The following is a 20,905-nucleotide window of genomic DNA, read 5'->3' as shown; positions in this document are numbered from 1 at the left end:
CAGGCAACATGACGAGGTTTTACAATATGTTTTTTAAGCGCAAACGAGCGCCCGTCTCGCATCCGCCATTACGAGGCGTCAATCTCGGTGGCTGGTTAGTATTAGAAAAGTGGATTACACCTGGTTTGTTTGGCAATATGACGGCAAACGACGAATATAGTTTGTGTACGCACGGCGGTGCGGCTACCGTCAGCCGAATTCGAAAGCACCGGGATACGTTTATCACAAAAGATGATTTTGTATGGCTGAAAGCCAATGGCATTGACGCTGTGCGTCTCCCTGTCGGTTACTGGACGTTCGGTGACGAGGCGCCGTATATGAAAACAATTGAGTACGTTGACAATGTATTTGCCTGGGCCGCGGAAACCGGTCTATTTGTGTTGCTGGATATGCACGCCGCCCCCGGTTCGCAGAACGGATGGGACCATAGCGGGCGAAGCGGCGTATGCGGCTGGCATACTGATGAACAAAATATTATCAAAACACTAACTGTCGTCGGCAAGCTAGCAAAGCGCTATGCCCGGCATCCGCAGCTACTTGGTATCGAGCTGCTAAATGAACCGAAGTGGACTGTTCCGCGGGCCCCGCTATTGCATTACTACGAAGCGGCCTATCAACTGATCCGTAAGGAATGTGGCCCGAATGTCTGGGTAGTGTTTAGCGACAATTTTCGTCCCCGCCGCTGGAAACGTAAGCTTACCGGTAACAAATATTCAAATATGTTAATGGATACGCATCAGTATCAGACATTTAACAAAAAAGATAAAAAACTGGACATAACCGGCCATATAGATAAGACACTGCACAAAATTCCGAGAGAGCTAGCTGCAATGCGGCGGCATCACTCTATTATTGTAGGGGAATGGAGTCTCGCACTTGATCCTGAATCTCTCAAGGGGCTTGATGCTCAGCAGGTTGCTGCCGCTCGGCGGGCGTACGGAGCGACGCAGTTACTGACGTATAGCCAGTCCTCGGCGTGGTTTTACTGGACCTACCGTACAGAAAGTAGCCCGAATGTTTGGAGTTTCCGTGACTGTGTCGAGCAAGGCTGGCTCTAAAGTATAGGTAAACCTGAATCTCAAAACCTCCCCATGAGCCTCGTCAACCTGTCCGCCCCTAAAATTTTTTATCTTTAGGGATAAAACAATTTTGGGGCAGCCCCGCAGGTTGCCACTCTAGGCGGAGATTTTGAGATTCAGGTTGGGTACCGGTTACAATTGTACGGTCCGCTTGGTTCGAAATCTTAGCAATTAAAAAGTCCGGGCAGCAAGCCCGGACTTTTTATCATCGCAATTCGAATCTGACTAGACTCGAGCTGCTGTGCTCTCGCGGTCAGCAGGAACGCCAAAACCTAGGTACAGGAAGGCTGCTGCCAGCACGAGGTGCAGGAAGTTGTCGTTGGTGTTCACATGGAACAAGCCGAGGACCTGTCCGCCGTCACCGGCAAGAAAGCCGAGAACAGTGACAAGTGCGTAGACGACACCCATGACTTTGAAAAACAGCTTCGACCAGTCAGCGCGCTGTGAAGCGGCAAGAGCTGCCAGGCCAGACAAGATGTGCACTGCGTTATGTACGCCATCTACGAGGAAAATTCCGAGTAGTTTACCGTCTGGAGTAAAAGCGTCGAATAGACCCAGAATTCCAATAAGCAAAAACACTATCCCTGTAGCGAGAGCTGCTTTCTTTAACATGAGAACCTCCTGTTGAGTTTATATTCAAGCATTTTGCCTGATAAAATCAGTATAACTCTTTTTGTCTATGTTTAAGTAATTTAATTAACAGCACTAACTAATTTATATGTTGTATGCTGGACGTACGAGGATGTATTATCTTTGCTTTCAGTCTATTGAACAAATAATGCCGAAAGGGGGTGACGATGACAAAGAAAAAACTCCAAGAAGCGCCAATATTATACGGAGGTGCTGCCTTGCAGGTGATTGCAAACAAAAAACTGCAGTCACGCATAAAGGTTATTCTCGAAGAGTATGAGCTGAATCTGACGCAGTGGCTGATAATCAGCCGTCTGAACGATATCAGGGCGGGACTACGCACGACGGATTTGGCTAAATTCATGCATGTTGAAGTGCCGCTTGTCACCATGATGTCGCGCCCACTCCGCAAACGAGGTCTCATTACTAGCGTAGTACGCACGCCCGATAAGAGAGAGAAGGTACTGAATGTCACCAGCAAGGCAAAGGAAATTATCGAGGTTGTTGAGTCGCGCCTCCAGAAGCAAGTTGCCGGTATGACCAAGGACGTCTCACTGCAGGATTTACAAACCTATTTCAAGGTACTGCAAAGTATGGTCGGGAGTCCGGCTTAGAGAAGTCTGTAGAATGAGCAATATTGAATTATATTGCTTGACGCGGGCAGGACCTCCTATGGTAGGCTGAATATATTATGTTACGAGATGCTGCTAATCAAGCTAAAGATCAAGCTCGAATTCTTGCCTTGCGGGGCAAGGGTTTGTTTCCGTTCAGGCCAGATGCTGAACTGACGGCCACTGATGTTCAAATCGCCCGCGACTACATCACGGCCTACTGGCCGAAGCTTGAACGGTATCATCCAAAGGACGACGAAAGTCTGCTGGGTGTTCCGCATCCGTATTTAGTACCGTCTTTTACCGAAGACGCTGGATTTGACTACAATGAGCTGTACTATTGGGATAGTTTCTTCATGGTCCAGGGTATGATCGACAAAGATCACAAGAAGCTAGTCATGGGCATTCTCGAAGATTTACTACATCTTTTCGAACGGTTCCGAGTCATCCCGAACGCCTCCCGGATGTATCTGATGGGTCGTTCGCAGCCGCCCTTTCTGACAACTTTTATATTTGACGTCTATCAGGCATATGACCCGGGCGACGAATGGCTGGCACGGGCAATTGAAATTGCCAAAGAAGAGTACGCTATCGTGTGGATGGGTATCAAAAAGCCGAATGAGCGGCTGGTGCACAACGGTTTGTCTCGGTATTACGATATCAATTATCTCCATGATCTGGCTGAAGCCGAAAGCGGCTGGGACATGACGCCGCGCTTCGGCCGGAAGGCGCTAAATTATTTACCTGTTGATCTGAATGCACTGTTGTATAAATATGAGATGGACTTTGCCCGGGCAGCTCGTATCTACGGTGACAAGCGCGATGCCATCCGCTGGGAACAGGCAGCTGATGCCCGCAAACGCTCGATGAATGACTTGATGTGGGACAAGGTTCGCGGCTTATACTACGACTACGACTATAAGCGCCTGAAGCGCGGATCGATCAGCTCGCTGGCGGCATATTTTCCGATGTGGGCCGGTATGGTCACCGAAGCACAGGCCAAACAAATGGTGCGGGCACTTCGTAAGTTTGAAAATAAGGGTGGTCTAGCGACAACTGATGCTCTACCGCTCGGCCAGCAGCTAACGCCGGGTTCGCTGCCAACACAGTGGGCCTATCCTAACGGCTGGGCGCCACTGCAGTTTATCGTCATTCAAGCGCTGGAGCGCTATGGTTATCACGACGATGCACGCCGGATTGCCATGAAATGGCTGAAGACAAATCTCAACTGGTTTAATGCCAACGGCGTTTTCCTGGAAAAGTACCATGTCGTAAATCCTGAGAAACCCCCTGTCAAAGGCGTTTATCCGTCGCAAACTGGCTTTGGCTGGACGAACGCCGTCTTCGAACGCCTCTGCCAAGATTATATCGATACGCCACCCAAGCAATAGGCCTGTAGAGAGCTGCATGACTGCACGGTTCTCTATACTGTGAATATTCTCATCGCCAGATATCGTTGGCCGCCCTATACTGAACTCTAATCATCAATAAAACGATAGGAGAAATAATGGCAGCAGACGCATATCTCAAAGTCGCAGCATCGAATCTGCAGCAAGCCGCAACCGCCGTCAAGCAGTCGGCAGATCAACTCCGCAGTGAAGCGACCAATTTCAAGTATCGGACTGACAATGACATCACGACCATGCAGACCGAACTCAAAGTACGGCAGCTTGAGCTGGACCGGGCTGGCGACGATGCGCAGCGCATTGCAGTATTATCTGCCCGAGTCCAATATCTACAAACCGAGATAAACAACAAAAAAACCGAGGTCCAGCAGAAGTCCGCCAGTCTCGAGCAGGAAGCCCGCAGCAAAGAAGGTGCCATGCAGGATTTGAAGAGTCAGGCTCAGGGGCTGCAACAGCAGGCGGGGGACCCGACGCTACGATAAGTTCCTTTTTCTTCATGAATTATAACGGCGCAGATGACAGCTCTCGGTACTGACAAAGCTTTGATTCCCAGTTTTGTGACAATATTCAATAGCGAGTTTGTTGCTAGCAAGATGTATAGCTACTGATTTATTACGCACCAAGGCAATATTGCTCTTCATGCGGGTAAATCAAGACAATACCGGCTGGTTAGCTTGCCTCGGGGCACTTTATCAGGTAAAATGACCTCTGTTGTACGTCAAACGGCTCTTTAGCTCAGTTGGTAGAGCAGCGGCCTGAAGAGCCGCGTGTCCCCAGTTCGAGTCTGGGAGGAGCCACCACAGTTAGTTTCCTAAGAATTGTAAAAACCGGTCATAATCGACCGGTTTTTACGTGATGACGATACATGTGGCAGTGATGACCTCGATACACAACCGTTATTTGTATATTAGCGGTCCTGGAACTAACTCACAACTCATATGTCGAAGACGCGGCGGGTGGATCTATAACGTATAGTGTTTATAGAGAGCTAAAGAAACAACAAGATGATTCAAAGTGAGACGGTCTTGCAATAGTCGCCTCTGTTACGTATAATCAAGCAAGTTAGTTATGCGGGTCTAGCTCAGTTGTTTAGAGCGCGTCCTTGCCAAGGACGAGGCCAGGGGTTAGAGTCCCCTGACCCGCACCAAATAGTATCATTTTGGCCCGCAAGGGCCTTTTTGTTTGCCTCGACGATTGTTCCAAAGGGGTTATTGAACATATACGACAACTTCTTATCCTTTAATTCAATGTTTGAAAGTACGTATTCAAGGAGCTTCTGTCTTAGCCCTTCGTCACTGGTTTTGAAGAGCAGTTCAGCTCGCTGTGCTAGGTCTAACAGGTATGAAGCGGTCACTTGAAAGCTCTTATTGTCCTTTGTTAGAACTTTTAGGCGATCATTGAGTTCTTGTTGCCTAGATTCCATCTCGTTGGCGTAATCGTCGTGAGTCTGCTGAGTAATACGCCCGTCGAGGTAATCATCATAGAGTCGCTTCATCTTCAACTTTAGGCGATCGTATTCCGCTCTAGTCTGCTCAATGTTTTTACCATAGTATTGCTGCTGGTCGTCATGACGCTTGCGCAGCTCAGTAATTATCTGTTCTAACCATTCTTCTGGTATGCCGACAAAGCTCATATCGGCGGACACGGGATCTATCACCAAACTCTCCGCCGTATTCGGATCACCACACTTACCGGCGCTGGCACATCGTAAATAGACCGTATTCCGCGCCTTAAAAGGTGATACGGCGCGACCGCATACGCCGCAGCTCACGATCTTCTTAAAGGTATAGTCGATGCTGTCATATTTGGTCTTGTCGTGTTTGCGTTTATCACGCACCGACTGGCATTGGTTAAATAGGGAGCGCTCAATTAAGGGTTCGTATTTGTGAGGGTAATCTCTACCCGAGTGCGTCATTACTCCGTAGTAGAACTTGTTATTAAGCATGCGCTCTAGAAATGCTTTAGTCGGCGGTTTGTTGCCAGCGACATTGCTACTGAAGCCCATCTTGCCAAGTTCTTTTGCGATCATGCCGTACGAGATACCCTGCGCCCGTATCTCGAATGCTTTAACCACAAAGTGAGCTTTGGCTTGATCGACTTCTATGTCTTTAGTGGGGCGCTGAGGCGTGCCACCCGTGATCACATTTTTGTAACCAGTCGGCGCGCGGTGTACCCATATGCCATCGTTTAGCATTTGTTCGAAGCGGCGCTTCACATTATCACGGCTGGCATCCGAATAGTACTTTGCCAGCAGCATGCCAATACCCAGTCGGAAGAGATCGGTAGCAGGTGAGTCCTTGGTGATCGCCAAGTTATCAGACGGGAAGTGCATCTCGATCTTGCCCTTCTCGACCAAGCCACCCATTATTCGCACTTCAGACTGCGAAGCGTCACGGGTAAAACGATCTATTTTATCGAAGACAATAATCGCAAAGTGGTCGAGGGTTCTGATTTTCTCTACGAGCTGAGAGAACTTTTGCCGAGCTTCTTTATAGGCGCTCTCATCAAACTCAAAATACTCGTAGGGGCCGCCAAGTTGTTTGGCATAGTTCTCTAGCCTTTGGCGTTGTGCAGGCAGTGCTTTGCGCTGCTCAACGTCTGATACTCTGGCTATAAGAATTCGTTTTTCCATATATTACTCCTTACTAACTTACCATTACTTACTATCATCTTCAAACAATTTTATGTCTGACATCCGTAGCGGTTTGAATGTTTCAAGGGTGTTTTGCACATGTTGAAAATGCGTAAAACGGTGTGCGGAAGGATTACGTACCAGTTTCTTAATGCGATACCACACATTAGAACCGTACTGTGGCTCTATCAAGTTACGTAGACCGAGTACGCCCTCCTGCCCACACACCAACAGGCTACCAATGGCTGCTAATGCGTCTTTGGCTGATGCGTCTGGACTATCGAGCATGTAGTTTTGCAATAGCTCATAGGGTCTGGCGGCATCGAGGCTAAGCATATCCACCGAATTACTAAGTCGATGCCAATGCTTTAGTAGCGTTGCCTGACATAACTCGGCCTTATATAGTGACTCAAACGTCCAGCTGTCCAAATCAGAGAAGGCTCGCTTAATGGCCTGCCTACCACCCAAGCGCACCTCCTGACGTAGTATCGTGACCCCACTTTTCTCAAGACTCGCCAGATGCCTTAGCTGGATCGCGCTATCGTCCTCGAATGCTCGCTTATCACTGACTGCTGCTTTGCGAAGATCGGCTAGCTTATCGTAAAAGGCGACATCTACTGAATTGCAGTGGATATGCACGACATGACCGTCCCGAAAGTTAGTGCGTTGCACATCGTAGAGTCTGCTGACATCTAGCTTGGGGACGGTGCCAAGGATTGTCTGAGCTGATATGTAGCCCCTAAAGATGACGTTTTTACATGGGTGCCATGACCCAACATCTGCCGCTGCCAGCTCGCTAAGAGTGAATTTGTAACTCGTGAGCTCGTGAATCCTATCCCGCAACACCATCAGGATCATGATGAAATCCTCTTCTTCCACCTCGCTGAAGTTATTACCGTATAGCAGCTTGGGCGCTGAGAACTCAACGGCTAACTGGTAAACGACACCGATGGTTTTTGCGGCCCGTCTATGTAGTGTCAGGCGCGGCATATACTTACCGAGGTGCGAAGCATACTTCGACGAGGGATTTAGAAAAGTTCTTGTCATGCCTCCCGCTCGCATGAGCTGCTTGACGCTTAATGGCGTAAAAGCACCTTTGCTAAGAACCATAGGGTCGTCGATTTTTAGCAGTAACTTGATCGTATCTACCATGACTATTTCCGATAACTTTCTTCAACTTGCTTCTCACGCTTGTTGGCCCAGAGCCATGCTGTCATGAGCCAGTCGATCAGCTTTCGAAGACTGCGCTGCAGAAGGTTATATGCTAGCTTTTTCATTTCCGACCCTCCCCAAACGAACATATGATCCGTTATCTTCAAATTGGTAAGCGATCACAGCTCCACTTTTAGTGCGCATGCGTTGTATGCCGCGCTTGATGGCAACCGATCGCTGTATGTGACATTCACGCGCCACTCGCGCCATTATCTTTTGTAGTTCTAACTCGGTCATTGCTTTGACTCCTCAGTTTGTTACGTTGCTTTTGTGCAAAGTCCATCTGAATGAGCACATCAAAATAACCAGTCAGGTTGTGCAGTGCTTCCGCACTCAACTCAACAGCCACGCCTTGTTCGGTATGCTTTGGTGGTTCTGCTGGTTGTGGTTGATTTTGTGTGGACATAAAAAATAGCCTCATTTATGAGACTACGTGGGGGGAATACGACTGGAGTTAGAGGCTCACTGACTCACAGTTCACTCACAAATTACTACTGATATTTTTTATTTATGCGTAGCTTAGCTGCTTTGTAAACCAGCAGCTTGTCGATACCTAACTCGGCTTTCGCCTTCTTATTTACACGCAACATTGCATCATAAACTGCTCGTTGGCTATTCTGACTTTTTACTGATTTTTCTAAAATATCATCTTCTAGTGCAGCAACATTACGATTTTTGAAAGTGAGCTTACAAATATAATGCTCAAGCGTTTCATCGGGTATATCACAGGTTCTGCGATCTAAAGTAAGAATGCTTGTATTGGAGTTAAATTTAATTTTGGCTCTTAGCTTAAACGATGGCTCAGAGTGTTTAGTGAGGCCGTTATCTAAACCTCTGAGCATTGCTACATGATCCTTGATAGAAAAATCTATGTCCTCAAAGAACAAACGTATGTTAGGGTCTCCTATATGATAGCCTCCCATATCCGCGGCTAATTCAGCTACCATACTGTTCGCATTCTCATAGAATTTCCAGAGCCTTGTCTTGAAGTCGGCGTCGTACTCTTTTGATATCTCATTAAGCCTTCCTGCAAAACTGCGGTGTATATTCGGGCGTGAGCTACGATAGCCAGCTAGTCTCGGATGCTCAAGCAACTTGTCAGTTTTTATAACCAGGGCTGCATATAAATTGTTGAGATGATCATCTTCCTGCGGTATATCGTTATCTGCAAAGAAAGCATCATATATTTTGTAAATTCTGATGGCATATTCTGATAATAAAAATACTTTATAAAAATCGGCGAGGTCTTCTAAAGCATCCATAATTCGTATCTGCTAGTTTATCTTCCTGCTGGTAAGTATTGTATAGTTATAGTATGCCACATCCAGAGAAAAAAGAACCGAAGCTCCTAACGCTCAAGCAAGCGTGTGAGCTATTAAATTGCCACGCGAACACATTGCGGGCATGGGACGCTAAAGGCTACCTAGTTGCCGTACGTTTCGGCACACGGGGCGACAGGCGCTACAGGCGGGAAGATATAATGAAGCTCTTAAATAGGGGTAAAAATGACTAAGTGTATTTTATTCGACGCTGATGGCGTTTTAACATTACCTGAAGACGTATTTTCAATTGTTTATGCGCGCTCTCATGCGCTTGACCCGGAGTTATTTGAAGACTTTTTTAGAAACGAGTGGCAGTCAATTGTGACAGGTGCGAAGGATCTAAAAGAGCATATGGTTGCCAACCCTGAGCTATGGCAATGGGAGGGTAGTGTAGACGAACTCCTTGAATACTGGTTCAAAACCGAAGACGTACGCAACGAAGAACTTCTCAAAATTATTGCCGACATTAAGGGCAGAGGCATTCCTTGCTATCTCGCTACCGACCAAGAAAAGTATCGCGCAGAGTATATGAAAAATGTAATGTTCAAAGACTTATTTAGTGGCTATTTTGTTTCGGCCGAACTTGGTGTCACAAAAACAGATTCAAGATTTTTTGAGCTAGTGCTGCAAAAGTTAGGTGACGATTATCCTGACTTGAAGCCGAATGAAGTTATTTTCTTTGACGATAGCGAGTCAAAGATCAATACAGCGAAAGCACTAGGCATAGATGCTAGACTCTTTAAATCCAATCAGCAGATAAAGGATCTACTCAATGAGGCGCAAAGATGAACGATCAGAACCACTTTCGAGTTAGCGTCAAAGGGATTGCGATAGACGAAACGGGCAGATTCTTATTGGCGAAAGAAGATAATGGTAAATGGGAACTACTTGGCGGCGGCTTAGACCACGGCGAAGATCCGATCGCAGCCCTGAAACGAGAAATAAAAGAAGAGACTGGCCTTGAAATAATCAAAGTATCCTCGACTCCAAAGTACTTCGTAACTGCGCCTAAAGTTGGGCGAGAGGGTTATGTTGCAAACATTATTTATGAGATAAAACTAAAAGACCTTAACTTTACTCCATCTGACGAGTGTATTGAGCTGCGATTCTTTAATAAAGACGAGGCTGATAAAGAGGATCTATTCCCGCAGGTTAAAGAGTTTATAAAGATCTATAATCCAGAATTACATACTTAAATATGAGCGAAACAACTATGCCAAAGCCAGAGTACGATAAACAATCAGTTGAAATTGAGCGAGCGTTACCCGAAGATGCTGAAGTTATTTGTGACATCAGAGACCGAGCTTGGATTGAAGCCTATCCTAACCCCGAGCTTGGAATCACGCCTGAAGATATCAAAGTGAATGCGCAGGGCCTTGAGGGCGAGTTTGTGCCACGCAGGATCGCCTATCTAAAAGAAAAGCTCGGAAAAACCGACAGACCCGACGGAGACACATTTGTTGCTAAGGTCGATGGTAAAGTTGTTGGCTATGTCGATCCGTCTATAGAAGACGGCAAACGTCGCATAGGCGCTATTTACGTTTCACCGGAAGCTCAAGGAGTTGGCATAGGTAGTAGGCTTATACAACGAGCAATTGAGTGGCATGGACCCTGCGATGACATATTCCTTGAGGTCGTTGCCTATAATCAAAATGCTATCAATTTTTATAATCGTTTTGGCTTTGTGAAGACTGACGCAGTGGTGACTGACGAGCCGGGTCGACCTGATTTTATGAAGTCGTTGCCTCAAATTGAAATGGTGCTAAAAGCAGATGTAAATAACCGAGAAGCCGATAAACGTAGCGTCTCTATTGAGAGAGCTGTCTCGCAAGATGCTGAGGCCGTTTCGGATTTATTAAGACGTACTTGGATGGCAACCTACCCTAATGAAGCTGAGGGCATTACGGAAGAAGATATCCGACTTCGTACTGAAGGCGCAAATGGTGAACGTATTCCAAAAAATATAGAAAACTGGCGTAAACGAATCGAGAGTGAGGATGGAACGGGAGCTGTATTTGTCGCACGTGCGGGGAACAAGATAATTGGCATGGCTGGGCCTGGCTTTATTGATGGCAGAAAACATGTAGGAGCATTATATGTTTCACCCGACGCACAAGGTATGGGTGTAGGTAGCAAGCTCATAGATAAGATACTTGAGTGGCATGGCAACAGTGATGATATTTATCTTCGCGTTGCTAGCTACAATCAAAACGCTATAGATTTTTACAAACGCTTTGGTTTTGAGCAAACGGATGCGCAAATTGTTGATGAGGGTAATGTGTATGGTAATACGCATATCCCTGAAATTGAAATGGTCAGAAAGGCCGGTCAATGAACGAGCCGATGACAATTTACAAGGTAGTCGTTACCGTACCCGAAGGCGAAGCTGACAAGCTAAGGGATGCTATTGGTAACGCTGGCGGTGGCAGAGTTGGCAAGTATACGCACTGTAGCTTCTCTGTAAAAGGTATCGGTAGATTTCTACCCGGCGACGACGCAAACCCAGCAATAGGTGAAGTAGGTAAACTAGAGCAAGTTGTAGAAGAGCGTATTGAAATTACCTGTGACGGTGACAGCCTAAAAGAAGTTGTTAAAACAATTCGGGAGGCACACTCGTACGAAGAGCCTGCGATCGACGTTTATAGACTGGAGCAGGCGTGAAGACGGCATGGCTACTTCACGGAACGGGCGGGAGTAACACGGACTACTTCTGGTTTGCGGATACAAAGAAGTACCTAGAGTCTAAGGGATACACTGTTTGGTGGCCGTTACTGCCAAACACCGACAAGCCAGAGCTTGAGGAAAGCCGAAACTATATTGAAGATAATATGCCTCCATTTGATGAAGAAACTATTGTCATTGGCCACTCGTCGGCTTGCCCGCTTCTGCTGACACTGATGCAGTATGTTCAAGTGCCTATCAAGCAGTTGATCTTAGTCTCTGGCTTTTATCAATCAATAGATGATGAGGGTTTTTCTGAGTTAATGTTGCAAAAAGAAGAGTACGACTGGCAAGCAATAAAACAAGCTGCTAAAGAGATTGTACTGATCAACTCCGATAACGATCCTTGGGGCTGTAATGATAAGCAAGCTCGTCCGGTAGCCGAGAAATTAGGCGCTGAGTTTATACTAGCGAGCGGGCAAGGCCACATGGGTTCGGGTTCGTTTAATCAGCCTTATAGAGAGTTTGCTTTGCTCAAGGAGTTACTAAAGGCATGAAATACAACTGGAATAGCGATATTATTCCTCGCCTTGAGTCTATGGGTGAGGTATCGGGCGGCTATTCTCCTGCGCAGCGTGGTTTTATCATCATAGAGGATGGTACTAAGTTATTTGTTAAGGTTGGAACGGGAGAGCAGACTAAGAAGTGGCTTGCAAAAGAAGTGAAGGTTTATCAAAAACTCAATGAGGCCGGTTACCCGCACGTACCGATGCTATACGCAGTAAATGATAACGACACCGGCATGGCGATAGAGTACTTACGTGATTATAGTTTTGAAGACACATGGGACGATGACAAGCTAAACGCTGTTATTGAAGCTCAAGAGGCTTTGAAACCATTTGCATACCTATTTAAAGGCGATGAGGATTTTAGCCCAAATAGCGTGGTTAGTTTGGATAATAAGTGGCCAACATTGCTACAGGACGAATCAGTCGAATGGCTAAGCAAGCGTGTGCCTGAACTTGGCACGAGCATAGATGTAAATTACGATACTTTAACGAAGTTAGCCGCCATGAACGAGGGCTGGTCTTTTCAGGCCGATACCTTAACCCATCAAGATATACGGGCAGACAACTTCGGCTACGATCCTAAAACAAAAACGGGCAAGTTGATTGATTGGAATTGGCTTTGTATAGGAGACGCTAGTCTAGACACCACCCCGCTGTTTATCAATATGTATAAGTTCGGTTTTGACCCATACGAGAAGCACCCGGAAAAATATGATCCACAGATGTTGGCATATTTGGTTAGTTTTTGGCTGGATTCAATACTAAGCGGTCGCGATATTGATGAAGACCGCGATCTGAGTCGCCGACAAGCTCAGGCTGAAAATGTGCGCCTATGTTTGGAACTGCTGGAAAGGCACGGCTACTAAATGAAGTGGGTTGCAATCTCCGGCTCGTGGCGTCGATCAAGTCCTGAGATCGTACAGGATGTACGAGATGATGTAGCTGACGTAATTGAGCGGGGTAACGGTATTGTTATTGGCGGTGCTTTAGGTGTAGATTATGTTGCCACAGAGGAAGCCATTAAACGCAACCCAGAAGCCGACCGCATAACCATTATACTGACGACCACGCTTGATATTTATGCCGCTCACTATCGTAAACGAGCCGATGAAGGTGTTATTACGCTTGAGCAATCTGAAGCGCTTATCGGCTTGTTAAGCACCGTCAAACAGCGCAGGGAACAATCGCTGATTGAAATGGGCCATTCTATCTTGAATGAAGAAAGCTATTACGATCGTAATACAAAAGTACTAGAGGATGCCGACCAGCTTCTAGCTTTTCAGGTCAATAGTTCTTTAGGAACTCAGGATACAATTGATAAAGCATTAAGTATGGGTATGCCCGTAATGCAAAAACAATACACCATAGATACCTAGAATGGAAATTAAGAACATAAATGACGTTTGAAGAAATAATTGCAGAGATAAAATCTGATACAGCTACTACACCCATTATAATTGCGATCGAGGGTTATGGCGGCTCGGGTAAATCTACTGTCGCCGAGATGCTCAAGCAAGCTCTTGGGGTTGCTCAAGTTATCAACATTGACGATTTTATAATTAAAGACAAGCTGACTGATCGCTCACCTGATAAGGTTGGTTTCGATCGTGACCGGCTCGAGAAAGAGGTTTTGATACCTGCAACAACGGGCCAGCCCGTTACGTATCATCGGCTAGAATGGGAACAGAATAAGCTCAGTGATCCAATCAAGGTGCCGGATAGTGACTACCTAATTATAGAGGGCATATCCGCATTCCATCCTGCCATCGCCAGCTATTACGATTATAAAATCTGGATAGAAACACCTATCGAGGTTGCGAAGCAACGCGGCAAGCTAAGAGATGCGGGTAATGAAAACGAACAACATTGGGATCTATGGGCTGAGAATGATTTAGCATATCAGCAAAAGTATCATCCCGAGCGCTACGCTGACTTTATTTTCGATAATGAAGTCTAGCCATAGGAGGGGAACTCGGAACCAAGCTCAATTCTCCAAAGTCTAATAGCTTCTGCATGATCGCCGGCATCTTCAGCATCGAGTGCTTTTTGTGTGCGTTCGGCCGCGCTTGTTAATCGAGCGATTAAGTCCCTTCTTGTGTTCCATGTCAGGTAGTTGGATAAATTGCCGCTGTGGCCAGCAGGGTCATAAACATCGATATGCGACTGCGACCACGTAAAAAACTTATTTATCGCATTGCGCGAATTGCCACCTAGCGTTTTGAAAGTATTTGCTACCATTACTTCTAAGTGGTATGACTTGATATCTTTGCTATGCTCATTGTTCCAGCGCTTTAGCAGGCGCACGAGCGGTCGCAGATGATAATCGAGTTCCTTATTTTGCTCAGAAAACCACGCCGCCTGAACGTCAGGATCGGTTTTTAACCAGCCACCGTTACCGCTAGGTAGCAAGTATCCGCCGCCGGAGTCCATAAAGACTGGGGCAATATCAACATGTGGCCCAGATTTATAAAATAGCCTTACTGCTTGCCCGCGTGTACCAACGACTGTATCAGTAAAGTTCTGCCCTAAGACATTCCGAACACGATTGATAAAGGCATGCGAATCGTATATGTACTTATTCTCGTAAATGTTGGTCGCATCTGAGAATACGGCTAATATATCGATATCATCGAGCGGCCTAATGATAGTGTCGCGGCTAGCAGAGCCAATAATAACTGTGCGATCCAGCGGCATTTCGTCGCTTGCGTCAAAGCCTTCTAAGAGATAATTATGGGTTGCGCTGCGTTTGGTCTGGATCGTCTCAAGCTGATTTGATGTTGGCTTGATTTTTTCAGCGAATTCCTTAAACGCTTGTATTGTTGTCGTTGCCATTAGCCGTCAACTTCATACTTTTGATCGCCCGCCTCAACATTGTTTTTACCTTTCTTCCATGCTCGTGAGGAAGGTATTTCGGCGGTATTATTAAGCTCTTGGTGTCGTGCAATCAGCTTTGCAAGTACTTCGCGCGCCTCATCGGTAGGCAGAAGGTCAAGGTCAATGTTTATGAAAGCCCTCGCATCTTGTTGAAGCGCAAGGTATGCGTTTGCAGAGGCGTGAGCTAATGTCTTGGTTTTGGGAGCGCCTAGCGAAACGGCGATGGCACTAAGCCCAGCTGAGATAAGAGTGATTAACCCGGCCCATTTTCCTGGTATCACGTCAGCTAGGCCGCCAGCACCAGATATTGCAGCGATCAATGCAGCAATAGCGCTGATCCAACGATCTACCGATCTCCAGGTTTTAGAGTATTCAAACTGTGTCTGCGCACTATACTTAGCGCTTTCTTCAACGCGTTTGGCTTCTTTTTTCATTTCTTGCTTGGTATTTGTAGGCATAACAGTTTCCTTGCAAACAATTATGATTTTATGACTGCGTTTAGGCAAGCATAAGAGGATATGAAAGTTACGAAAAACAGGCTATTATCAAGGTATATGGCAAATCCTGATATAGCAGAGCACGGCATAAAAACGAGGTTTAAACCCGGTGTTAGTGGCAATATAAAAGGCCGCCCTAAAGGCTCTCAAAACATAGCTACAATCGTCAAACAACTTCTTGATGATGAAGACCTTGCAGGTAAGGTTTTGGCGCGTAAACCAAGTTACTGGCAACATCTACCTAATAAGAACTTTGCGTACGCAATTGTCACGGTCATGATGCTGAAAGCAATGGGTGGCGATGTAAGAGCTGCAACATGGCTAAGAGTGACTGGTTTTGGCAACAAGGTTGAACCTGCTTATACCGAGCGTGAACTGAAGCCGGTTCAGATATTCAACATGCGACAATATAATCGCGATTCAGCAAACAAGAAGCCTGCTTAACGCTTAATTACCCCGATCGGCATTAAGTGTCGAGTAGATTACCTGACAATCCGAATATCTCTACCAAGTTCTTGAGTTTATAATCCTCACTGGCGTTCATGGCTGACGTTTGAAATGCGTCGGCTATCCTGCACCAAATGAGCTTTATCGGACACTTCGGTGTCCTTTTTGTTTGTCGCTAATCTGATGAGAGGGCTTATTTCGGGGGTGTAAACATTTTTGTTAGCGTCCATGTAAAAACCAGCTGGAAAAATGATTTGTTTACACTTTTTGGCATTTTCAGGTGTTAAAGAGAAGTAGCTATCCTTCATATTAATGACAAAGTTGAACGCGAATTCTAGGAAACGTTGCTTGTCGGTATCAGCTTTTTGATTTAACGTCGTCAGCTGTTCTTCGTAATCGGTTACTTCTGTTTTCATCATCTCTATATTGGCCAGTATCTCTGATTTAATTGAAATGTTTGATGGATCAATAGCGGCCAGAGCACGATTACTTATATCTTCCCTCAGAGAGCTAATCTTTTGGCTAATACGTATACTGTCCTGTCTGGCTTGAGATTCCTTCGTTTTCCATACGGTTTCCAAAGCTTCTAAGAGTCTTTTAACGCCTTCGAATGTTATAGGGTTGTCGGCGAACAGTTGAGCTACTTTTGAGTGTAGCTCATCCCGGCCAACATAAAATTTGCATGAGCGACAACGGTATTTCTTGTATATGAGATTGGGATTTTTTCCATTGCTATGTTGGAATCCAACGAACTTACCTTTGTTTTTATATTCGAGGCATGTGTCGTGTATTGTGATTATGTTTAGTGGATATTCCGGATTGCCGTTTTTACGTGGTCCTGACTGATTCTTTTTCTTTGCAGTGAATACCCTTATAAGCTCTTTGTGATATGCCAGGGTGATTAGCGGTTCATGCAGCGCACTCTCATTACGAACAGTCACTTGTTTGCTAATATCTGTAATCCCCGCATAAAATGGATCAGTCGCTATCTTACGAAACTTATCCATTTTTAATAATGCACGTTCTTGGGTGTAATCACTTTTATTTAGCTCAATAAGACCTTGTGTGGGTGTTATTCTATGCTCAGCGACTCTTACTAAAATATCACGTAATGCGGGTCCTCTGACTGGATGCACTTCGGGTACACCAGTTCGAGCACCTTTCATATAACCAGGCTTCGGCGAGAAGGGATACCTACCTGATTTAAGAGCTGTGGTTTGCCCGTTAATAGATTTTAATATTCGCTCATCGTTGCTGCCTTCAGCAGAGAAATATTTAGAAATTTTAGTAGTTTCGCGGAAAGATTATTACCATTCAAGATCGGGTCTGAAGCATACCAAACCTTAACGCCTAATTACTGAAACACAACTTCAAAATATATACCTTCGTCTACAGAGCGCATGAACCTATCTGGCTCATCTACGATCAGGTATTTTACCTGCTTATTCTTTTTACAGAAAGTTATCATATCTTTGATGTCGGTACGATCAATATTGTGCCACGTTTGCTAGACATATTGCCAGACCAATACTTAATAATTGGCGCACCAAGTTCATCTGACGCTCTCAGAACGTTTTCGTGCTGACGAGTTAAGCTGTTATTTTCAAGTTGTTCCGGCGTGGAAACCCTACAGCTTGATATAGAGAATTCTTTAGCCATTGTTATTGTCCTTTTCGTTATTTTCTTCCATGTTAGCACTGGACAAACCATCCTTATACATGTCATAGATGAGTTCTGCAAGATCCAGTGCGTCCTGCTTTTGTAGTTGTTTTGGTGTGAGTACGGGTCTCTCGACAACCGTATTTTTGTTTGTTGCTTTATGTGTCAGTGGGTTAGCCGACTGACCGAAGTCATACATAAAAAAATCCTATCGTTTACCCCGTTGAACGACGTGGTTTCTGATATAGGATTATTATGATGATTTTCGGGTTAGCTGACTCTGAGTAGAAGGGAGGAACCAGCGAGTGGCTAAACCTATAGTTTGTCATCTACTATACGCTTATGCTTGTCGAAATACAAGCTATCATTACAGTCAAATTGACAACGTTATCTCGGAAAAAAATTTGGGAGGGGTTGCTCTGCTTTCTGATAAGGCAAAAGATGAACGACTTCGATTACCCTCTGAAACACAGGAGGAGCGTCTAGGACGGGTTTTTAAACGAAAGTTGATAAAGTGCCCACCTGTCATAATGAATAGATAGAAGCGTAAAAACAAAAGGAGTTATATGACTGCGAAAAAAGCTGTAGGCAGGCCACCAAAAGTTAATCTAAAAATCATTATTAAGCTGGCTGACGCTATACAACACAATGCGAATGTTACTGACGCTTGTCGGTATGCTGGAATCAGCAGGGATACATTCTATCGGCACCTGGACAATGATATGTTCGCCGATAAGATCGCAGCCGCTAAAGCCAACCAAGATAAATTAGTTATGAGTTTTCTGACAATTCATTAGAAAACTTGCATGGTTTTGACACCTTTTTAAGGGATGTGCTGTCAGAAAATACGGTCAGTAAAATAGTCAGATATACAGTATAATTATCCTTACATATGGCAAATAAAAATCTTGGTACAGCAAAGAAAGCAAAAAACGACGAGTTCTACACACAATACGCTGACATTCAGAAGGAGATCGAGGCATACCTGGAGTTTGACCCCAACACATTTAAGGACAAGGTGGTCTACTGTAATTGCGACGATCCATACGAGAGTAACTTCTTTCGCTATTTTGTGCTGAATTTTAAACGGCTGGGACTGAAGAAATTGATTACTACGAGTTATAAGCCATCTCCGATCGCGAACACCGAAGTTCAGCTTACTCTAGAAGTATTTAACGGCGAAAAACCGACAGAAAAAAAGATTGAAATAAAGGGACGGCCAAAAGTTACTGCCAACAAATTCATAATCTCCGATGTTGGGGATTATGATGGTGACGGGCAATTCAGTTTGCAAGACGTTGCTAAGCAGCTAAAGGACAATAAGCATAATGAGTGGTCGCCTCTTGATGAAGATGGTGATTTTAGGAGCGATGAATGCGTGGAGTTACTCAAACAAAGTGACATAGTTGTGACGAATCCGCCGTTCAGTTTATTTAGAGAATATATGGCGCAGTTAGTAGAGCATAATAAGAAATTCTGCATAATTGGTAATAAAAATGCTGTCACATATAAAGAGATATTTCCATTAATCAAAGAGAATAAAGTTTGGTATGGGCCAAGTATTACGGGAGGCGATAGAGAATTCCAAGTACCGGCAGGAGTGGTGTTGCATTCTTCGAGTCAGCGAACTGATGAAAAAGGAAATAAATTTGTTCGAGTACCAGGAGTCCACTGGTTCACTAATCTTGATCATGGCCGTCGTCACCAACCGCTCAGTCTGATGACTATGTCGGATAATCTGAAGTTCAACAAAAAGATGGCGGGTAAAACAGACTATGACCGTTTTGATAATTATGACGCTATCGAGGTGCCTTTTACAGATTCGATACCAAGCGATTGCAATGGCGTGATGGGAGTACCGATTACTTTTTTGGATAAATATGATCCAGAGCAATTTGAAATTTTGGGAATATCCAAGACTTGGTACAATTTTGCCAATAAAATCTACCCGGCACAAATCCAAGTTAGTAAAAACGGCGCAACAAGCACTGTCTCGAAATTAAATGACGGCGTGACGATTCAGTTCGATACGCCGCCGTTGGGAGATACTTATTACATAGTTGATGGTAAATATTACAAGCAACTGTACGCCCGCATTTTTATTCAACACAGAAAGGCAACCGCATGATTACTAACCTTTGGACAAACACTACCGTTCGGGAAGTCGTTGATGGCTTTGTATACAACGAATTAGAGGGTAAGGGACTGTTTGGTTTAGGCGGTAAGCTAACCATTCAGCCCGAATACCAACGGAATTACATCTATGCCAGCGACAGTGGTAGACGAGAACAGGCTGTTATCGAAAGTTTACTGAAGGACTACCCCCTGGGTCTTATATATTTCAATAAAGTCAGCGATGGTAAATATGAGGTGCTTGATGGACAGCAGCGTATAACAAGTGTGGGGCGGTTTGTTACCGGCAAATTTGCCGTACGCGACGAGAACGGTCATGAGCAGTACTTTAGTGGCATGGCCGATGACAAACGCGAATTGATAATGAACAGTAGGCTATTGATATATGAATGTCATGGCACCGAAAGCGAAATTAAAGAATGGTTTAAGACCATTAACATTGTCGGCGTTCCGCTCAATGAACAGGAACTTTTGAACGCCGTGTATTCTGGACCGTTCGTTACGCTTGCTAAAGAAGAATTTAGCAATAGTCAGAATGCTAACATCAATAAATGGAGCACGTTTATTAATGGCAGTGCTATTCGGCAAGATTTTTTGGAACGGGCGCTTAATTGGGTGAGCCGAGGTAATATCGGTGACTATATGAGCAAACACCGCTATGACGATAATATTAACGAGCTGAAAACGCATTTCAATACTGTAATCAACTGGGTATCAAACGTCTTTAGCGACGTCGAAAGTGAGATGAAGGGCTTGGAATGGGGCAGGCTATACGAAACATACTATAACAAGAGCTACGATCCCCAGGCGGTATCTGCGGAATTACATAAGCTGTTGGGTAGTTATGAGGTCAAAGACCGTCGTGGTGTATACGAATATATTCTTGGCGGCTCCACTGACACTAAATTACTAAATATCCGTGTATTTGATGAGCCCACAAAAAGAGCAGTTTATTCAGAGCAGACTAAGGCCGCTGAAGAAAAGGGCATATCTAATTGCTCATACTGCGCTATAGGACATGACGCAAACAAGGACAAAGTCTGGGCGTTAAGTGATATGGATGCTGACCATGTCACTGCATGGAGCAAGGGTGGTTCTACAGGAAAAGAGAATTGTGAATTGCTCTGCAAGTCTCACAACCGGGCAAAAGGCAATAGATAGCGATTATTTAGA

General features: G+C 45.1%; 26 protein-coding genes and 2 tRNA genes. 18 read left to right on the top strand and 10 right to left on the bottom strand.

The genetic code is table 11. From position 1 onward, the window contains the following. Window positions 1-26 precede the first annotated feature (26 nt). The gene (locus tag VF575_03415; GenBank protein HEX8182625.1) at window positions 27-1,058 is read left to right on the top strand and encodes a glycoside hydrolase family 5 protein; all 1,032 of its coding nucleotides are present in this window, start codon (window positions 27-29) and stop codon (window positions 1,056-1,058) included. A gap of 246 nt (window positions 1,059-1,304) precedes the next feature. On the opposite strand, the gene VF575_03410 is transcribed toward VF575_03415, so the two are convergent. Further along, window positions 1,305-1,691: a DUF4383 domain-containing protein gene (locus tag VF575_03410; GenBank protein ID HEX8182624.1), complete on the bottom strand. Its 387-nt coding sequence runs from the start codon at window positions 1,689-1,691 to the stop codon at window positions 1,305-1,307. Between the two features lie 185 nt (window positions 1,692-1,876). Here VF575_03410 and VF575_03405 point away from each other — a divergent pair, with 185 nt between their 5' ends. The 5 genes from VF575_03405 (at window position 1,877) to VF575_03385 (ending at window position 4,873) form a co-directional block, all read left to right on the top strand. Continuing rightward, entirely contained in the window at window positions 1,877-2,323 is a 447-nt protein-coding gene (locus tag VF575_03405) for a MarR family transcriptional regulator (GenBank protein HEX8182623.1), read from the top strand. A 77-nt stretch (window positions 2,324-2,400) separates the two neighbouring features. Further along, window positions 2,401-3,711, top strand: a complete 1,311-nt coding sequence (locus tag VF575_03400; protein ID HEX8182622.1) for a trehalase family glycosidase — start codon at window positions 2,401-2,403, stop codon at window positions 3,709-3,711. 116 nt (window positions 3,712-3,827) lie between these two features. Continuing rightward, a complete protein-coding gene (locus VF575_03395; GenBank protein HEX8182621.1) occupies window positions 3,828-4,208 on the top strand; it encodes a hypothetical protein in 381 nt (126 codons plus the stop codon). Between the two features lie 242 nt (window positions 4,209-4,450). Beyond that, a tRNA-Phe gene (locus VF575_03390) sits at window positions 4,451-4,526 on the top strand. A 270-nt stretch (window positions 4,527-4,796) separates the two neighbouring features. Continuing rightward, window positions 4,797-4,873, top strand: a tRNA-Gly gene (locus VF575_03385). 1,509 nt (window positions 4,874-6,382) lie between these two features. Here VF575_03385 and VF575_03380 read toward each other — a convergent pair. From VF575_03380 to VF575_03365, 4 genes are all read right to left on the bottom strand, one after another. Then, window positions 6,383-7,510, bottom strand: coding sequence for a hypothetical protein (locus tag VF575_03380; GenBank protein ID HEX8182620.1), 1,128 nt, complete (start codon window positions 7,508-7,510; stop codon window positions 6,383-6,385). Window positions 7,511-7,512: 2 nt separating this feature from the next. After that, window positions 7,513-7,635 carry a hypothetical protein gene (locus tag VF575_03375; protein HEX8182619.1) on the bottom strand — a complete coding sequence of 41 codons (123 nt, stop codon included), beginning with the start codon at window positions 7,633-7,635 and terminating at the stop codon, window positions 7,513-7,515. Between the two features lie 125 nt (window positions 7,636-7,760). Then, window positions 7,761-7,976, bottom strand: a complete 216-nt coding sequence (locus tag VF575_03370; GenBank protein HEX8182618.1) for a hypothetical protein — start codon at window positions 7,974-7,976, stop codon at window positions 7,761-7,763. 85 nt (window positions 7,977-8,061) lie between these two features. Next, the gene (locus VF575_03365; protein HEX8182617.1) at window positions 8,062-8,832 is read right to left on the bottom strand and encodes a hypothetical protein; all 771 of its coding nucleotides are present in this window, start codon (window positions 8,830-8,832) and stop codon (window positions 8,062-8,064) included. 243 nt (window positions 8,833-9,075) lie between these two features. Here VF575_03365 and VF575_03360 point away from each other — a divergent pair, with 243 nt between their 5' ends. The 8 genes from VF575_03360 to VF575_03325 are packed head-to-tail and all read left to right on the top strand — an operon-like array spanning window position 9,076 to window position 14,079. Then, window positions 9,076-9,681, top strand: a complete 606-nt coding sequence (locus VF575_03360; GenBank protein ID HEX8182616.1) for an HAD family hydrolase — start codon at window positions 9,076-9,078, stop codon at window positions 9,679-9,681. After that, on the top strand, window positions 9,678-10,088 hold the full coding sequence (locus tag VF575_03355; protein HEX8182615.1) for an NUDIX hydrolase: 411 nt from the start codon (window positions 9,678-9,680) through the stop codon (window positions 10,086-10,088). Before VF575_03360 ends, VF575_03355 begins: the two co-directional genes overlap by 4 nt. Before the next feature lie 2 nt (window positions 10,089-10,090). After that, on the top strand, window positions 10,091-11,227 hold the full coding sequence (locus tag VF575_03350; GenBank protein ID HEX8182614.1) for a GNAT family N-acetyltransferase: 1,137 nt from the start codon (window positions 10,091-10,093) through the stop codon (window positions 11,225-11,227). After that, entirely contained in the window at window positions 11,224-11,553 is a 330-nt protein-coding gene (locus VF575_03345; GenBank protein ID HEX8182613.1) for a hypothetical protein, read from the top strand. The genes VF575_03350 and VF575_03345 overlap by 4 nt, the downstream gene beginning before the upstream one ends. Beyond that, entirely contained in the window at window positions 11,550-12,110 is a 561-nt protein-coding gene (locus VF575_03340; protein HEX8182612.1) for an alpha/beta hydrolase, read from the top strand. The genes VF575_03345 and VF575_03340 overlap by 4 nt, the downstream gene beginning before the upstream one ends. Next, entirely contained in the window at window positions 12,107-12,988 is an 882-nt protein-coding gene (locus VF575_03335; GenBank protein HEX8182611.1) for an aminoglycoside phosphotransferase family protein, read from the top strand. Before VF575_03340 ends, VF575_03335 begins: the two co-directional genes overlap by 4 nt. Beyond that, window positions 12,989-13,498 carry a hypothetical protein gene (locus tag VF575_03330; protein HEX8182610.1) on the top strand — a complete coding sequence of 170 codons (510 nt, stop codon included), beginning with the start codon at window positions 12,989-12,991 and terminating at the stop codon, window positions 13,496-13,498. A 20-nt stretch (window positions 13,499-13,518) separates the two neighbouring features. Further along, window positions 13,519-14,079 (top strand): AAA family ATPase, encoded by a 561-nt coding sequence (locus VF575_03325; protein ID HEX8182609.1) that lies wholly within the window; start codon window positions 13,519-13,521, stop codon window positions 14,077-14,079. Here VF575_03325 and VF575_03320 read toward each other — a convergent pair. Beyond that, window positions 14,076-14,954: a hypothetical protein gene (locus VF575_03320; protein ID HEX8182608.1), complete on the bottom strand. Its 879-nt coding sequence runs from the start codon at window positions 14,952-14,954 to the stop codon at window positions 14,076-14,078. The two genes, VF575_03325 and VF575_03320, sit on opposite strands and share 4 nt — an antisense overlap. After that, window positions 14,954-15,454 carry an SLATT domain-containing protein gene (locus VF575_03315; protein ID HEX8182607.1) on the bottom strand — a complete coding sequence of 167 codons (501 nt, stop codon included), beginning with the start codon at window positions 15,452-15,454 and terminating at the stop codon, window positions 14,954-14,956. Before VF575_03315 ends, VF575_03320 begins: the two co-directional genes overlap by 1 nt. A 96-nt stretch (window positions 15,455-15,550) precedes the next feature. Here VF575_03315 and VF575_03310 point away from each other — a divergent pair, with 96 nt between their 5' ends. After that, on the top strand, window positions 15,551-15,937 hold the full coding sequence (locus tag VF575_03310; protein HEX8182606.1) for a DUF5681 domain-containing protein: 387 nt from the start codon (window positions 15,551-15,553) through the stop codon (window positions 15,935-15,937). An 86-nt stretch (window positions 15,938-16,023) separates the two neighbouring features. Here the strand turns inward: VF575_03310 and VF575_03305 are convergent, their stop codons facing one another. The 3 genes from VF575_03305 to VF575_03295 form a co-directional block, all read right to left on the bottom strand. Continuing rightward, window positions 16,024-17,106, bottom strand: a complete 1,083-nt coding sequence (locus VF575_03305; protein HEX8182605.1) for a hypothetical protein — start codon at window positions 17,104-17,106, stop codon at window positions 16,024-16,026. 298 nt (window positions 17,107-17,404) lie between these two features. Beyond that, window positions 17,405-17,599 carry a hypothetical protein gene (locus tag VF575_03300; GenBank protein HEX8182604.1) on the bottom strand — a complete coding sequence of 65 codons (195 nt, stop codon included), beginning with the start codon at window positions 17,597-17,599 and terminating at the stop codon, window positions 17,405-17,407. Continuing rightward, on the bottom strand, window positions 17,592-17,798 hold the full coding sequence (locus VF575_03295; GenBank protein ID HEX8182603.1) for a hypothetical protein: 207 nt from the start codon (window positions 17,796-17,798) through the stop codon (window positions 17,592-17,594). The genes VF575_03300 and VF575_03295 overlap by 8 nt, the downstream gene beginning before the upstream one ends. Window positions 17,799-18,165: 367 nt before the next feature. Between VF575_03295 and VF575_03290 the strand changes: the two genes are divergently transcribed. From VF575_03290 to VF575_03280, 3 genes are all read left to right on the top strand, one after another. Continuing rightward, complete coding sequence (locus VF575_03290) at window positions 18,166-18,396, top strand: hypothetical protein (protein ID HEX8182602.1); 231 nt, start codon at window positions 18,166-18,168, stop codon at window positions 18,394-18,396. Window positions 18,397-18,491: 95 nt separating this feature from the next. Beyond that, the gene (locus VF575_03285) at window positions 18,492-19,727 is read left to right on the top strand and encodes an adenine-specific methyltransferase EcoRI family protein (protein HEX8182601.1); all 1,236 of its coding nucleotides are present in this window, start codon (window positions 18,492-18,494) and stop codon (window positions 19,725-19,727) included. Continuing rightward, window positions 19,724-20,893 (top strand): DUF262 domain-containing protein, encoded by a 1,170-nt coding sequence (locus VF575_03280; protein HEX8182600.1) that lies wholly within the window; start codon window positions 19,724-19,726, stop codon window positions 20,891-20,893. Before VF575_03285 ends, VF575_03280 begins: the two co-directional genes overlap by 4 nt. Window positions 20,894-20,905: the final 12 nt, after the last annotated feature.

The organism is Candidatus Saccharimonadales bacterium (genome assembly GCA_036388415.1).
Lineage (GTDB): Bacteria > Patescibacteriota > Saccharimonadia > Saccharimonadales > UBA4665 > UBA4665.
This window is presented reverse-complemented; position numbering and strand designations above follow the sequence as displayed.